This window comes from Pseudomonas hamedanensis, from assembly GCF_014268595.2.
Taxonomy (GTDB): Bacteria; Pseudomonadota; Gammaproteobacteria; order Pseudomonadales; family Pseudomonadaceae; genus Aquipseudomonas; species Aquipseudomonas hamedanensis.
This window is the reverse complement of record NZ_CP077091.1, coordinates 4,897,695-4,911,397: the sequence shown is the minus strand read 5'-3', so window position 1 is coordinate 4,911,397 and position 13,703 is coordinate 4,897,695. Positions and strand designations below refer to the sequence as shown.

17 protein-coding genes are annotated in these 13,703 nt (G+C 59.9%); 16 read left to right on the top strand and 1 reads right to left on the bottom strand.

All coding sequences use genetic code 11. The features are described 5' to 3' along the window. Positions 1-63: 63 nt before the first annotated feature. Genes rluC through sppA form a run of 3 tightly spaced genes read left to right on the top strand, consistent with a single transcriptional unit; the run spans position 64 to position 2,686 of the window. Complete coding sequence (gene rluC / locus HU739_RS21425) at positions 64-1,023, top strand: 23S rRNA pseudouridine(955/2504/2580) synthase RluC (protein ID WP_186546963.1); 960 nt, start codon at positions 64-66, stop codon at positions 1,021-1,023. Beyond that, the gene (locus HU739_RS21420; RefSeq protein WP_186546964.1) at positions 1,010-1,672 is read left to right on the top strand and encodes an HAD-IA family hydrolase; all 663 of its coding nucleotides are present in this window, start codon (positions 1,010-1,012) and stop codon (positions 1,670-1,672) included. Before rluC ends, HU739_RS21420 begins: the two co-directional genes overlap by 14 nt. 24 nt (positions 1,673-1,696) lie before the next feature. After that, positions 1,697-2,686, top strand: a complete 990-nt coding sequence (gene sppA / locus HU739_RS21415; protein WP_186546965.1) for a signal peptide peptidase SppA — start codon at positions 1,697-1,699, stop codon at positions 2,684-2,686. A gap of 120 nt (positions 2,687-2,806) precedes the next feature. Here the strand turns inward: sppA and HU739_RS21410 are convergent, their stop codons facing one another. Beyond that, a complete protein-coding gene (locus tag HU739_RS21410; protein ID WP_186546966.1) occupies positions 2,807-3,385 on the bottom strand; it encodes a Maf family protein in 579 nt (192 codons plus the stop codon). Positions 3,386-3,490: 105 nt separating this feature from the next. Here HU739_RS21410 and HU739_RS21405 point away from each other — a divergent pair, with 105 nt between their 5' ends. From HU739_RS21405 to HU739_RS21345, 13 genes are all read left to right on the top strand, one after another. Continuing rightward, positions 3,491-4,018, top strand: coding sequence for a YceD family protein (locus tag HU739_RS21405; protein WP_003204262.1), 528 nt, complete (start codon positions 3,491-3,493; stop codon positions 4,016-4,018). Between the two features lie 13 nt (positions 4,019-4,031). Next, positions 4,032-4,214, top strand: a complete 183-nt coding sequence (gene rpmF / locus HU739_RS21400; protein WP_003179396.1) for a 50S ribosomal protein L32 — start codon at positions 4,032-4,034, stop codon at positions 4,212-4,214. 4 nt (positions 4,215-4,218) lie between these two features. Beyond that, a complete protein-coding gene (gene plsX / locus HU739_RS21395) occupies positions 4,219-5,229 on the top strand; it encodes a phosphate acyltransferase PlsX (RefSeq protein ID WP_186546967.1) in 1,011 nt (336 codons plus the stop codon). 123 nt (positions 5,230-5,352) lie between these two features. Continuing rightward, positions 5,353-6,291 carry an ACP S-malonyltransferase gene (gene fabD, locus HU739_RS21390; protein WP_186546968.1) on the top strand — a complete coding sequence of 313 codons (939 nt, stop codon included), beginning with the start codon at positions 5,353-5,355 and terminating at the stop codon, positions 6,289-6,291. Between the two features lie 16 nt (positions 6,292-6,307). Then, positions 6,308-7,051 carry a 3-oxoacyl-ACP reductase FabG gene (gene fabG, locus HU739_RS21385; protein ID WP_034155354.1) on the top strand — a complete coding sequence of 248 codons (744 nt, stop codon included), beginning with the start codon at positions 6,308-6,310 and terminating at the stop codon, positions 7,049-7,051. Positions 7,052-7,246: 195 nt separating this feature from the next. Continuing rightward, entirely contained in the window at positions 7,247-7,483 is a 237-nt protein-coding gene (gene acpP, locus HU739_RS21380) for an acyl carrier protein (protein WP_186546969.1), read from the top strand. A 108-nt stretch (positions 7,484-7,591) separates the two neighbouring features. Then, on the top strand, positions 7,592-8,836 hold the full coding sequence (gene fabF / locus HU739_RS21375; protein WP_186546970.1) for a beta-ketoacyl-ACP synthase II: 1,245 nt from the start codon (positions 7,592-7,594) through the stop codon (positions 8,834-8,836). Then, on the top strand, positions 8,836-9,651 hold the full coding sequence (gene pabC / locus HU739_RS21370; protein ID WP_186546971.1) for an aminodeoxychorismate lyase: 816 nt from the start codon (positions 8,836-8,838) through the stop codon (positions 9,649-9,651). The genes fabF and pabC overlap by 1 nt, the downstream gene beginning before the upstream one ends. Before the next feature lie 3 nt (positions 9,652-9,654). Then, complete coding sequence (gene mltG, locus HU739_RS21365; RefSeq protein WP_186546972.1) at positions 9,655-10,836, top strand: endolytic transglycosylase MltG; 1,182 nt, start codon at positions 9,655-9,657, stop codon at positions 10,834-10,836. A 19-nt stretch (positions 10,837-10,855) separates the two neighbouring features. Then, a complete protein-coding gene (gene tmk, locus HU739_RS21360) occupies positions 10,856-11,488 on the top strand; it encodes a dTMP kinase (protein ID WP_186546973.1) in 633 nt (210 codons plus the stop codon). Continuing rightward, positions 11,481-12,464, top strand: coding sequence for a DNA polymerase III subunit delta' (locus HU739_RS21355; RefSeq protein ID WP_186546974.1), 984 nt, complete (start codon positions 11,481-11,483; stop codon positions 12,462-12,464). The genes tmk and HU739_RS21355 overlap by 8 nt, the downstream gene beginning before the upstream one ends. A 42-nt stretch (positions 12,465-12,506) precedes the next feature. Then, positions 12,507-12,863 carry a PilZ domain-containing protein gene (locus HU739_RS21350; RefSeq protein WP_186546975.1) on the top strand — a complete coding sequence of 119 codons (357 nt, stop codon included), beginning with the start codon at positions 12,507-12,509 and terminating at the stop codon, positions 12,861-12,863. A 14-nt stretch (positions 12,864-12,877) separates the two neighbouring features. Continuing rightward, entirely contained in the window at positions 12,878-13,669 is a 792-nt protein-coding gene (locus HU739_RS21345) for a TatD family hydrolase (protein ID WP_186546976.1), read from the top strand. Positions 13,670-13,703: the final 34 nt, after the last annotated feature.

The window sequence follows — 13,703 nt, the reverse complement described above, 5'->3', positions numbered from 1 at the left end:
TTCGCGACTATAGCAGCAATGATTAAGTGCTTCAATTCCATAAAAATTGTTATCATCCGCGGCATGACAACTACTGCCCCTTCGACTCCAGGCGTTCAACTGCTTGAAGTCTCGCCGGAGTATGCCGGCCAACGAATCGACAACTTTCTCCTCGCCCGGCTCAAAGGCGTGCCCAAGACCTTGATTTACCGCATTTTGCGCAAAGGCGAAGTGCGCGTGAACAAAGGTCGGATCAAGCCTGAATACAAGCTGCAGGCCGGCGATATTGTGCGCGTACCGCCGGTTCGCGTGCCTGAGCGCGACGAGCCGGTGCCGCTGGCCCAAGGGCTGTTACAGCGCCTGGAAGCCTCGATCGTCTTCGAAGATAAAGCCCTGATCGTGATCAATAAGCCCGCCGGCATTGCGGTTCACGGTGGCAGCGGGTTGAATTTCGGGGTGATCGAAGCCTTTCGTCAGTTGCGTCCCGATGCCAAGGAGCTGGAGCTGGTTCACCGTCTCGACCGGGACACCTCCGGCCTGCTGATGATCGCCAAGAAACGCAGCATGTTGCGTCACCTGCACGAGCAGTTGCGCGGCGATGGCGTCGACAAGCGCTACATGGCGCTGGTCCGTGGCAACTGGGCCGCCTCGATCAAGCAAGTCCGTGCGCCATTGCTCAAGAGCAATCTGCGCTCCGGTGAGCGCATGGTCGAAGTTAACGAAGAGGGCAAAGAAGCCCTGACCGTGTTCAAGGTGCTGCGCCGCTTCGGCGACTTTGCGACCATGGTCGAGGCCAAGCCTGTCACCGGGCGTACTCACCAGATTCGCGTGCACACCCTGCATGCCGGGCATTGCATTGCCGGCGACAGCAAGTACGGCGATGACGATTTCACCAAGGAAATCCGTGATCTGGGTGGCAAGCGCCTGTTCCTGCACGCCTACATGCTGACCGTGCCGCTGCCGGATGGCGGCAAGCTGACCCTGCAAGCACCGGTCGATGAAATGTGGGCCAAGACCGTGGAGCGATTGAGTGCGCCCATCTGATTACAAACTGCTGATTTTCGATTGGGACGGCACCCTCGCCGATTCCATCCATCGGATCGTCGAGGCCATGCACTCGGCGTCCGGGCGTTCCGGCTTCGAGTTGCGCGATGATTTTGCCGTCAAGGGCATTATCGGTCTGGGCTTGCCCGAGGCCATTCGCACCCTGTACCCCGAAATCAGCGATGCTGAAATGACCGCGTTTCGCGAGTACTACGCCGATCACTACATCGCGGCAGAAGCCGTGCCTTCGCCGTTATTTGAAGGTGTCGTCGAGTCGATGGCGTCGTTTCGCGAGCAGGGCTATCACCTGGCGGTCGCGACCGGCAAGAATCGTCGCGGCCTGGATCGCGTTCTCAAGGCCAACGGCTGGGAAGATTATTTCGATATCACCCGTGCTGCCGATGAAACTGCCAGCAAGCCACACCCTCTGATGCTTGAGCAGATCGTCAGCCACTGCGGCGTGCGCCCGGAGCAGGCGTTGATGGTCGGAGATTCGTCCTTCGACCTGCTGATGGCGCGTAACGCGGGGATGGATTCGGTGGCGGTCAGTTATGGCGCGCAATCGATCGAATCCCTGCAGCAGTTCGAGCCGCGCCTGTCGATCGATCGTTTTTCTGAATTGCATGCCTGGCTGGGACAGCATGTTTAATACGTTTTTGCTGGGGTAGATGGCATGACCGACGAATGGAAAGCACCGGCCAAGGCAAGTGCCGACGACGGTGACGCAAAAAGCTGGAAGCTGCTGGAAAAGACGCTGCTTGCCGGTGTGCAGGAACAACGTCGCTCGCGGCGCTGGGGGATTTTCTTCAAGCTGCTGACGTTTGTTTATCTGTTTGTTGCGTTGCTTCTGTTCACGCCGCTGATGGACATGGAAAAGAGTGCCGCGCGCGGCACGAATTACACCGCATTGATCGACATCAACGGCATGATCGCCGACAAGGAGCCGGCCAGTGCCGACAACATTGTCGGCAGTCTGCGGGCGGCGTTTGAGGACAAGAAGGTCAAGGGTGTGATTCTGCGCATCAACAGCCCGGGCGGCAGTCCGGTGCAGTCCGGTTATGTCTATGACGAGATCAAGCGCCTGCGGGGCCTGCACCCGGAGATCAAGCTGTACGCGGTGATTTCCGATCTCGGTGCGTCCGGTGCCTATTACATCGCCAGCGCGGCGGACCAGATCTACGCCGACAAGGCCAGTCTCGTCGGTTCGATTGGGGTAACGGCGGCCGGTTATGGTTTTGTCGGTACCATGGAAAAACTCGGCGTCGAGCGCCGCACCTACACCTCGGGCGAGCACAAGGCATTCCTCGATCCGTTCCAGCCGCAAAAGCCTGAGGAAACTGCATTCTGGCAGAGCGTGCTGGATACCACGCACAAGCAGTTCATCAATAGCGTGAAGCAGGGGCGCGGCGATCGCCTGAAGGATAAAGAGCATCCGGAGCTGTTCTCCGGGCTGGTCTGGTCCGGCGAGCAGGCCTTGCCGTTGGGGTTGATCGATGGTTTGGGCAATGCCAGTTCGGTGGCGCGTGACGTGATTGGTGAGAAGGAATTGGTGGACTTCACTGTTGAAGAGTCGCCGTTCGACCGCTTCTCGAAAAAGCTCGGTGCCAGCGTCGCTGAGCAGTTGGCGATGTGGATGGGCTTCCACGGGCCTTCGTTGCGTTAATCCGCCGGTAGATTAAAAGATCGCAGCCTGCGGCAGCTCCTACAGGATTAATGTTCAATCGCTTTTTTTGCGGTGACGCTGATTCTGTAGGAGCTGCCGGAAGGCAGCGATCTTTTGCTTTTAAGGAATCTGTACGCCTTCGGCCAACAACATGTCGATCAGGCGAATCAGCGGCAGGCCGATCAGGCTGGTGGCGTCCGGGCCTTCGGTCGATTGAAACAGGCTTACGCCGAGGCCTTCGGCCTTGAAACTGCCGGCGCAATCGTACGGCTGCTCGAGGCGTAAGTAGCGCTCGATGCGCGCCTCATCCAGTTTGCGCATATGGACCGTGAACGGCACGCAGTCGACCTGGCAGCGCCCGGTCTGGCTGTTGAACAGGGCGAGGCCGGTGAGGAAGGTCACGCTGGCGCCGCTGGCGGCCATCAATTGCTCGCGGGCTTTGTCGAACGTATGAGGCTTGCCGATGATGCGGTCGCCGAGTACGGCCACCTGGTCCGAGCCGATGATCAGATGAGCAGGGTGGCTGTCAGCCAAGGCCCTGGCTTTTTCCTCGGCGAGGCGTTTGACCAGTTCGATCGCGGCTTCGCCTGGACGGTGACTTTCGTCGATATCCGGCGAGCTGCAGACGAACGGCAGGTGCAGGCGGGCGAGCAATTCCCGGCGATAGGTCGAGCTGGAAGCAAGTAATAAAGGCAGCATGGGTGTCTCCTGAGGCAGGAGCGGATTCTAACGGAGGCACGCAAGTGACGGACAGGGCACAATTTCCTTTGACATGGGTGGGTGCATCCCTATAATGCTGCGCCTATGTTGAATGACCCGATTCCACCTCACGTTGACCCGCGCAAATTGGCTGATCGTGGCACCACCCTTCAAGGTGAACTGCTGCTGGCCGATTTGAAGAGACTCTGCGACCCGCTTTCCGACGATGTCGGTACGGTGCAGGCCAAATTCGTTTTTGAACGAGATGAACGTAAATCTGTGGTCATCCACAGTTTTATCGACACCGAAGTCAAAATGGTTTGCCAGCGTTGTCTTGAGCTGGTCACCCTGCCGATCCACAGCGAATGCAGTTACGCGGTGGTGAAGGAGGGTGCGAATACCCAGTCGTTGCCGAAAGGTTATGACGTGCTGGAACTGGGCGAAGATCCATTGGATCTGCAGTCACTGATCGAGGAGGAGCTTCTGCTCGCCTTGCCCATTGTGCCTGCTCATCATCCGGAAGAATGCCAGCAGCCGGCGGGAGCAGATGAGCCCGAACCGAGCGAGGACGAGGTAACGCGGTCCAACCCGTTCAGTGTATTGGCGCAGTTAAAGCGTGACCCAAACGTTTAGGAGTTAATCAATTATGGCTGTTCAGCAGAACAAAAAATCCCGCTCTGCCCGTGACATGCGCCGTTCGCACGACGCTCTCGAGGCTAGCACCCTGTCTGTAGAAAAAACCACCGGTGAAGTTCACCTGCGTCACCACGTATCGCCAGAAGGCGTATACCGTGGCCGTAAAGTGATCGACAAGGGCGCTGACGAGTAATCACTTGTCTGCTCAAGTCATCGCGATTGACGCAATGGGCGGGGACTTCGGTCCCCGCAGCATTGTTCAGGCCAGTCTCGCTTGCCTGTCTGCTACGCCCTCGCTGCACCTGACCCTCGTCGGTCAACCCTCCCTTCTTGAAGAACTGATTACCGGCCATTCGGCTGCCGATCGCGCGCGCCTGACGATTGTTGCGGCCAGCGAAGTCATCACCATGGATGAAAAGCCTGCCCAGGCTCTGCGCGGCAAGCCGGACTCGTCGATGCGGGTCGCCCTCGAGCTGTTGCGTGACGGCAAGGTGCAGGCCTGTGTCAGTGCCGGCAATACCGGCGCGTTGATGGCATTGTCGCGGTTTGTCCTGAAGACGCTGCCAGGCATTGATCGTCCGGCGATGGTTGCCGCGATTCCGACGCAGACCGGTTATTGCCAGTTGCTCGATCTCGGCGCCAACGTCGATTGCAGTGCCGAGCAACTGTTGCAGTTCGCCGTCATGGGTTCGGTGGCCGCGCAGACGCTGGGCATTGCCCGTCCGCGGGTGGCACTGCTGAACATCGGTACCGAAGACATCAAGGGCAATCAGCAGGTCAAGCTGGCGGCAACGCTGCTGCAGGCGGCTCGTGGCATCAACTACATCGGCTTCATCGAAGGTGATGGTTTGTATCGCGGCGAGGCAGATGTCGTGGTGTGCGACGGTTTTGTCGGCAATATCCTGCTCAAGTCCAGCGAGGGGCTGGCGACGATGATCGCCGCGCGCATCGAAGCGCTGTTCAAGCGCAACCTCGCTTCCCGAGCCGTCGGCGCCCTGGCCTTGCCGCTGATGAAGCGCCTGCAGGCTGATCTGGCCCCGGCGCGACATAATGGCGCAAGCTTTCTCGGCTTGCAGGGCATCGTCGTGAAAAGTCACGGTTCGGCCGGCGTTCAGGGCTTTCAGAGCGCGATTTCCCGGGCGTTGATCGAGATTCAGGAGAACTTGCCCGAGCGCCTCCACGGTCGTCTGGAGGATTTGTTGTCTTAGGCGTTTTCGTCGGACAATGCTTAAATGTGACCGCCCGGTTCAAAGGGCCATCCAAACTGTCAGTTTCTTGCGTCCCACGCGGGGCGTCATTTTCCGACGACAAGATCATTAGGGGCTTGTTACATGTCTGCTTCCCTCGCATTCGTCTTTCCAGGACAGGGTTCGCAGTCCCTCGGCATGCTGGCCGAGCTGGGCGCGCAACATCCGCTGATCCTCGAAACCTTTCAAGAAGCCTCTGCTGCGCTGGGCTACGACCTGTGGGCACTGACCCAGCAGGGCCCGGAAGAGCGGCTCAATCAAACCGACAAGACCCAACCGGCCATTCTGACCGCCTCGATCGCCCTGTGGCGTCTGTGGCTGGCTGAAGGTGGCGCGCGTCCGGCATTCGTTGCCGGTCACAGCCTGGGCGAATACAGTGCGCTGGTCGCGGCTGGCAGCCTGACGCTCGCTGATGCGGTCAAACTCGTCGAGCGTCGTGGCCAGTTGATGCAGGAAGCGGTTCCGGCCGGGCAGGGTGGCATGGCCGCCATTCTCGGTCTGGAAGATGCCGATGTCCTCGCGGCTTGCGCCGAAGCGGCGCAAGGTGAAGTGGTCAGCGCCGTCAACTTCAACTCGCCAGGCCAGGTCGTGATTGCCGGTGCCAAGGCTGCGGTCGAGCGCGCCATCGAAGGCTGCAAGGCCCGTGGTGCCAAGCGCGCCATGCCGCTGCCGGTCAGCGTGCCGTCGCACTGCGAGCTGATGCGCCCGGCCGCCGAGCGTTTCGCCGAATCCATTGCCGCCATCGACTGGCAGGCGCCGCAAATTCCGGTGGTCCAGAACGTCAGCGCGCAAGTGCCGGCCGATCTGGACACCCTCAAGCGTGATCTGCTCGAACAGCTGTATAAGCCAGTGCGCTGGGTTGAGTCGGTACAGACTCTGGCGGCCAAGGGCGCGACCAATCTGGTCGAGTGCGGCCCAGGCAAGGTCCTCGCCGGCCTGAACAAACGTTGCGCCGAAGGCGTTGCGACTTCCAACCTCAATACCCCAGACGCCTTCGCTGCCGCTCGCGCAGCGCAGGCCTGAATCAGGAGAAACTTGCATGAGTCTGCAAGGTAAAGTTGCACTGGTCACCGGTGCAAGCCGCGGTATCGGCCAGGCCATCGCACTGGAACTGGGTCGCCAGGGCGCCATCGTTATTGGCACCGCGACCTCCGCGTCGGGCGCCGAGCGCATTGCCGCGACCCTGAAGGAGAACGGTATCCAGGGCGCGGGTTTCGAACTCAACGTCACCAGCGACGAATCGGTCAGCGCCGTGCTGGCAGGCATTCAGGAGCAGTTCGGTGCGCCAGTGGCGATTCTGGTCAATAATGCCGGCATCACCCGCGATAACCTGATGATGCGCATGAAAGACGACGAATGGTACGACGTGATCGATACCAATCTGAACAGTCTGTATCGCCTGTCCAAGGGCGTTTTGCGTGGCATGACCAAGGCGCGTTGGGGTCGAATTATCAGTATTGGCTCAGTGGTGGGTGCCATGGGCAACGCAGGCCAAGTAAACTATGCAGCCGCCAAGGCCGGTCTGGAAGGTTTCAGCCGTGCGATGGCGCGTGAAGTCGGTTCGCGTTCGATTACGGTCAACTCGGTAACCCCAGGGTTCATCGACACCGATATGACCCGCGAGCTGCCTGAAGCACAGCGTGAAGCCTTGCAGACGCAGATTCCGCTGGGTCGTCTGGGGCAAGCTCAAGAGATCGCGTCTGTGGTCGCTTTTCTTGCATCCGACGGTGCGGCATACGTTACCGGGGCTACAATTCCGGTGAACGGTGGGATGTACATGTAAGTAAAATGTGACGGATTGCTTCAAAAAAATGTCATACGAGCTGTCTAAAATCCGTTATAAAGCTGCAATCTATTTATAGACAGAGGGCCGCAGGGTTTGAGGAGTGAAGCTTTCAGTTGAAAAGCTGAAAAGTCTTTCTATACACTTACCCACTGGCCAGCTGCCTGAATTTGTCCATTAGGAGTGATAAAAGGTATGAGCGACATCGAATCGCGCGTCAAGAAAATCGTTGCCGAGCAACTGGGTGTTAAAGAAGAAGAAGTGGTCAACACTGCTTCCTTCGTAGAAGACCTGGGTGCCGACTCCCTTGACACCGTTGAGCTGGTGATGGCTCTGGAAGAGGAATTCGAGACCGAAATCCCTGACGAAGAAGCTGAAAAGATCACTACTGTACAAGCTGCAATCGACTACGTTACTGCCCACCAGGCGTAATAGTTTGTAATCGTTGCTCGCTGTCATGGAAAAACCGCACTGCCATCATGGCGTGCGGTTTTTTCTTTAGGCCTGATGCAAAGTCGTCATCTGAAAAAGGAGAGTGCTGTGTCGCGTAGACGCGTCGTAGTCACCGGTATGGGTATGTTGTCGCCACTGGGCACCACTGTGCTGAGCAGTTGGCAGGGCATTCTGGCTGGCCGCAGTGGCATTGGTCTGATCGAACACACCGACCTTTCTGCCTACTCCACCCGCTTCGGCGGTTCGGTAAAGGGCTTCAATGTCGAGGAATATCTGCCGGTCAAGGAAGCGCGCAGGCTTGACCTGTTCATTCAGTACGGCCTCGCTGCAGGCGTTCAGGCAATGAACAACGCCGGGCTGCAAGTCACTGACGCCAACCGTGAGCGCATCGGCGTCGCCATGGGTTCGGGTATCGGCGGCCTGACCAACATCGAAGAAACCAGCCACGCACTGCATGAGTCGGGCCCACGCAAGATTTCGCCATTCTTCGTGCCTGGTTCGATCATCAATATGATTTCCGGTTGCCTGTCTATCCATCTGAAAGTGCAGGGACCCAACTACGCCATCGCCACGGCCTGTACCACCGGTACGCACTGCATTGGCATGGCGGCGCGCAACATCATGTACGACGAAGCCGATGTAATGATCGCCGGCGGTGCCGAAATGGCTGCATGCGGTCTGGGCATGGGCGGCTTTGGCGCGTCCCGCGCGCTGTCGACCCGCAATGACGAGCCGACCCGCGCCAGCCGTCCCTGGGACAAGGACCGTGACGGTTTCGTCCTGTCCGACGGTGCCGGGGCGCTGGTGCTTGAAGAGCTGGAGCACGCCAGGGCGCGCGGTGCGACCATCTACGCCGAGCTGATCGGCTTCGGTACCAGCGGCGATGCGTACCATATGACCTCGCCGCCCTGCGACGGCGCCGGGGCTGCACGCTGCATCACCAATGCGCTGCGCGATGCGAAGATCAACGCCGATCAGGTGCAATACATCAACGCTCACGGTACTTCGACCCCGGCTGGCGACCTCGCCGAAGCCAACGCAATCAAGTCCGTGTTCGGTGATCACGCCTACAAACTGGCGGTCAGCTCCACCAAGTCCATGACCGGTCACCTTCTGGGTGCAGCGGGCGCGGTCGAGGCGATCTTCAGTGTGCTGGCAATCAACGGTCAGGTCGCGCCGCCGACCATCAACCTTGATGAGCCGGGCGAAGGCTGCGATCTCGATTTTGTGCCGCACACCGCACGCAACATGGACATCGATGTCGTGTTGTCCAACTCGTTCGGGTTCGGCGGCACCAACGGCACCTTGGCCTTCCGTCGGTTTGCAGGCTGATGGACTGCTGGGTCGACGGTCAACCGGCTGACAGTCTGTCGCTGAAAGATCGCGGCCTGGCCTACGGCGACGGTCTGTTCGAGACCATCGCCGTGCACGGTGGCCAACCGATCCTGCTGGGTCGGCACCTGGCGCGTTTAGCCGATGGCTGCACGCGTCTGGCCATCGCTGCGGACATCGAGCTGATCCGCGCCGAGCTGCTCTGCTATGCGGCAGCGATGGGCACGGGTGTGCTCAAGCTTATCCTCACGCGGGGTGACGGCTTGCGCGGCTATGCGCCCGATCCGGCGGCACCGGGCCGGCGTATTCTGCAAGGCAACCCTCCTGCGGCGTATCCCGCTGTTCACGGCGAAGCCGGCATTCGTCTGTTCCCGTGCAATACGCGCCTGTCCAGGCAGCCTTTACTCGCCGGGCTCAAGCACCTGAATCGACTGGAGCAGGTTCTCGCCCGTGCCGAATGGAAGGATGACGAGCACGCCGAAGGCTTGATGCTCGATCAGGCGGGGCGAGTCATCGAAGGCGTGTTCAGCAATCTGTTCCTGGTGCGCGACGGTGTCTTGATCACGCCTGATTTGAAGCGTTGCGGGGTCGCCGGGGTGATGCGCAGCGAAATATTGTTTCAGGCCGAGTCGTTGGCAATTCCCAGCCAAATCGCCGATATCAGCCTGGAACAGCTGCAATGGGCCGATGAGGTGTTTGTCTGCAACAGCGTGTATGGCGTCTGGCCGGTACGCGCCTACGCTGCACTGAGCTGGCCGGTTGGCCCGCTCACCCGTAAACTGCAAACCATTGCCCGCGCGCTACTGGATGCTTGATTCGTGAGACGTAAACTATTGCTGCTGCTGGAAACCGGACTGGTTCTGGCGGGGCTGCTGTTGGGCGCCAGCGCCTGGAAGATTCATTCCGCACTGGAACAGCCCCTGAACATCACGCAGGAAGAACTGCTGGATGTGCCGAAAGGCTCTACACCGACCCGGACTTTTCTGGGGCTCGAAACCGATGGCGTCATCCGGGACGCGTTCTGGCTCCGGGTGTACTGGCGCTTCAATCTTGCCGGCACGCCGATCCACAGCGGCGAATACCGCATGCAGCCAGGCATGACCGTCAACGGTCTGATCGACTCGTGGAAGCGTGGCGACGTCGTGCAATACAGCCTGACTCTGGTCGAAGGCTGGAACTTTCAGCAAGTACGCGCCGCTTTGGCCAAGGATGAGAAGCTCACTCAGACTCTGAACGGTCTGAGCGACAGCGAAGTCATGGCGAAGATCGGCCACAAGGGCTTGTTTCCTGAGGGGCGGTTCTTTCCTGACACCTATCGTTTCGTGCGGGGCATGTCGGATGCCGAGTTGCTGAAAAAAGCCTTCGATCGCCTCGACGAAGTGCTCGCCAGGGAATGGGAGCAACGTTCGGCCGATGTGCCTTATACCGAACCCTATCAAGCGCTGATCATGGCCTCGCTGGTTGAGAAGGAAACCGGTGTACCTCAGGAGCGCGGTCAGATTGCTGGCGTGTTTGTGCGGCGCATGGCCTTGGGCATGCAGTTGCAGACCGATCCGACCGTCATCTACGGTCTGGGCGATCGCTACACCGGCAAACTGACCCGCGCGCACCTGAAAGAGCCGACGCCGTACAACACTTACGTGATTCCCGGTTTGCCGCCGACACCGATTGCAATGGTCGGGCGTGAAGCGATTCACGCCGCGCTTAATCCGGTGGCGGGCACCAGTCTGTATTTCGTCGCACGTGGCGATGGCAGCCATGTGTTTTCCGACGACCTCGACGCGCATAACAACGCGGTGCGTGAATACCAACTGAAGCGCCGCGCCGACTACCGTTCAAGCCCCGCGCCAGCGACAACGCCGCAAACGGCTCCGGCAGTCGATGAGGCGATTCCTGCGGCCTCGCCGAACACCGCGCCCGAAGCGCTGCCGCCAGTGCCGCCGCAGTCACCTGCGCCGGTCGCGGAACCTGAAGCCGATGCCCCGCAAAACGCGCAATGACTTTGATTAAGGACTGCCTGTGACTGGCTTGTTTATTACCCTGGAAGGCCCGGAAGGCGCCGGCAAGAGCACCAATCGCGAATACCTCGCCGAGCGCCTGCGCGCCGCGGGTGTCGAAGTGGTGCTGACCCGCGAGCCCGGAGGCACGCCGCTGGCCGAGCGGATTCGCGAGGTGTTGCTGGCACCGGCCGATGAAGTGATGAACCCGGACGCTGAGCTGTTGTTGGTTTTCGCCGCACGTGCGCAGCATCTGGCAGAAGTGATTCGCCCGGCGCTGGCCCGTGGCGCCGTGGTTCTGTGTGATCGCTTTACCGACTCGACCTACGCTTATCAGGGCGGCGGTCGCGGTTTGTCGCTGGAGCGCATTGCCACGCTGGAAACCTTCGTACAGGGCGACTTGCGTCCCGATCTGACGCTGATTTTCGATCTGCCAGTGGAAATCGGCCTGGCCCGTGCCAGTGCGCGGGGGCGGCTGGATCGTTTCGAGCTGGAAGGCCGGGCGTTTTTCGAGAGCGTGCGTAATGCGTTTCTCAAGCGTGCCGAAGCCGATCCTGCGCGCTATGTGCGCATTGATGCCGGTCAGCCATTGACCAAGGTGCAACAATCGCTGGATACCTTGCTGCCGAACTTGCTGGAGCTGGCCCGTGGCTGAGGCTTACCCATGGCAGGCCAGCCTCTGGCAGCAACTGGCCGGACGCAGTCAGCATGCCCACGCGTATTTGCTGCACGGTCCGGCCGGGATCGGCAAGCGCGCGCTCGCCGAGCGGTTGATGGCCAGCCTGCTGTGTCAGCGTCCGACGCCCGAGGCGTGCGGTGAGTGCAAATCCTGCCTGTTGCTCAGGGCCGGCAGCCACCCGGACAACTACATCCTTGAACCGGAAGAAGCCGACAAGGCGATCAAGGTTGATCAGGTCCGTGATCTGGTCAGTTTCGTGGTGCAGACCGCACAACTCGGCGGGCGCAAGGTGGTGCTGATCGAGCCAATGGAGTCGATGAATATCAACGCCGCCAACGCTTTGCTCAAAAGTCTTGAAGAACCTTCCGGCGATACCGTTCTGCTGCTGGTCAGCCATCAGACCAGTCGTCTGCTGCCGACCATCAAGAGCCGTTGCGTACAGCAGGCGTGTCCGCTACCGGGCGAAGCGATGAGCCTGCAATGGCTGGCTCAGGCGCTTCCTGATTGCTCTGAAGAAGAGCGCGTCGAATTGCTGACACTCGCGGCCGGCTCGCCCCTGATGGCAGTCACCCTCCAGTCTCAGGGCGTGCGTGAACAGCGCGCGCAAGTGGTCGAAGGCGTCAAGAGGCTGCTCAAGCAGCAGCAATCGCCGACGCAACTGGCCGAAGAATGGAAAAACATTCCGATGCTGCGCCTGTTCGATTGGTTCTGCGACTGGTCGAGCCTGATCCTGCGCTATCAACTGACACAGGATGAAGCCGGCCTCGGCCTGAACGATATGCGCAAGGTCGTGCAATATCTGGCGCAGAAAAGTGCGCAGGGCAAAGTGCTCGATATTCAGGACTGGATTCTCGCCCAGCGCCAGAAAGTCCTGAGCAAGGCCAATCTCAATCCGGCGCTGCTGCTCGAAGCATTGTTGGTGCAATGGGCGGGATTGCCTGGTCAAAGATAGAAATGTGTACCTAGACTCTGAATGTCAGCAGTGGAGGTCAACATGATTGAATCCGTCAGCCCCGGGCCGCGTAACGGTATCTTGTCCCTGACCATCAAGGACAAGGCCGTGCTTTACGCCGCTTATATGCCATTTATCAAGAATGGCGGCCTGTTCATCCCGACCAACAAAAGCTACAAGTTGGGCGACGAGGTGTTCATGCTGCTGCATCTGATGGATGAAGCAGAGAAAATTCCGGTCGCCGGAAAAGTCACCTGGATCACCCCCAAAGGTGCACAAGGCAATCGCGCGGCGGGTGTCGGCGTACAGTTCAACGATGGCGACAACACCGCGCGCAGTCGCATCGAAACCCATCTGGCCGGAGCGATGAAGTCCGACCGTCCCACTCATACGATGTAAGTTGCAGCCCTTTTATGCTCGTAGATTCCCATTGTCACCTTGATCGCCTCGACCTCACCGCCCATGACGGCTCGCTGGAAGCCGCACTGGATGCCGCCCGCGCGCGCGGGGTGGGGCACTTTCTGTGTATCGGTGTAAGCGCCGACAACGCCGCCGACGTCAAAGCCCTCGCCGAGCGTTACGACGACGTCGATTGTTCCGTTGGCGTTCATCCGCTGGATGTGCAGCCCGGCGCGGCTCCGGCGCTGGACTGGCTGCTGCATGAACTCGATCACCCGAAAGTAGTGGCGATCGGTGAAACCGGTCTGGACTATCACTACGAGCCGGAGGCCGCCGAGTTGCAACAGGCGTCGTTCCGCCTGCACCTGCAAGCGGCGCAACAGACCGGCAAACCGGTGATCATCCACACCCGCGGCGCCCGTGCCGACACCCTCGAACTGCTGCGCGAAGCGGCGCTGCCTCAAGCCGGCGTGCTGCATTGCTTCACCGAAGACTGGGACATGGCCAAGGCTGCGTTGGACATGGGCTATTACATTTCCTTGTCGGGCATTGTCACCTTCCGCAACGCCGACGCGCTGCGCGATGTGGCGAGCAAGGTTCCGGCCGATCGCCTGCTGGTTGAAACCGATTCGCCGTATCTGGCGCCGATTCCGTATCGCGGCAAGCCCAACCTGCCGCAGTACGTGCGCGAAGTGGCTGAGTTCCTGGCGATGCTGCGCGGTGAGAACTACGAGCGTTTTGCCGAGCAGACCACGGAAAACTTCAAGCGCCTGTTCCCGCTCGCCAGTGTTAGATCTGCCGCGTGACGGCTGGCTGAATCGCAGGCAAAAAAAACCCGGG

Excerpts from the sequence above, each read along its gene's own strand:
- rluC (WP_186546963.1), top strand. The coding sequence starts at position 64 with ATGACAACTACTGCCCCTTCGACTCCAGGCGTTCAACTGCTTGAAGTC.
- sppA (WP_186546965.1), top strand. The coding sequence starts at position 1,697 with ATGACCGACGAATGGAAAGCACCGGCCAAGGCAAGTGCCGACGACGGT.
- HU739_RS21410 (WP_186546966.1), bottom strand. The coding sequence starts at position 3,385 with ATGCTGCCTTTATTACTTGCTTCCAGCTCGACCTATCGCCGGGAATTG.
- HU739_RS21405 (WP_003204262.1), top strand. The coding sequence starts at position 3,491 with ATGTTGAATGACCCGATTCCACCTCACGTTGACCCGCGCAAATTGGCT.
- rpmF (WP_003179396.1), top strand. The coding sequence starts at position 4,032 with ATGGCTGTTCAGCAGAACAAAAAATCCCGCTCTGCCCGTGACATGCGC.
- fabD (WP_186546968.1), top strand. The coding sequence starts at position 5,353 with ATGTCTGCTTCCCTCGCATTCGTCTTTCCAGGACAGGGTTCGCAGTCC.
- fabG (WP_034155354.1), top strand. The coding sequence starts at position 6,308 with ATGAGTCTGCAAGGTAAAGTTGCACTGGTCACCGGTGCAAGCCGCGGT.
- acpP (WP_186546969.1), top strand. The coding sequence starts at position 7,247 with ATGAGCGACATCGAATCGCGCGTCAAGAAAATCGTTGCCGAGCAACTG.
- pabC (WP_186546971.1), top strand. The coding sequence starts at position 8,836 with ATGGACTGCTGGGTCGACGGTCAACCGGCTGACAGTCTGTCGCTGAAA.
- HU739_RS21350 (WP_186546975.1), top strand. The coding sequence starts at position 12,507 with ATGATTGAATCCGTCAGCCCCGGGCCGCGTAACGGTATCTTGTCCCTG.
- HU739_RS21345 (WP_186546976.1), top strand. The coding sequence starts at position 12,878 with ATGCTCGTAGATTCCCATTGTCACCTTGATCGCCTCGACCTCACCGCC.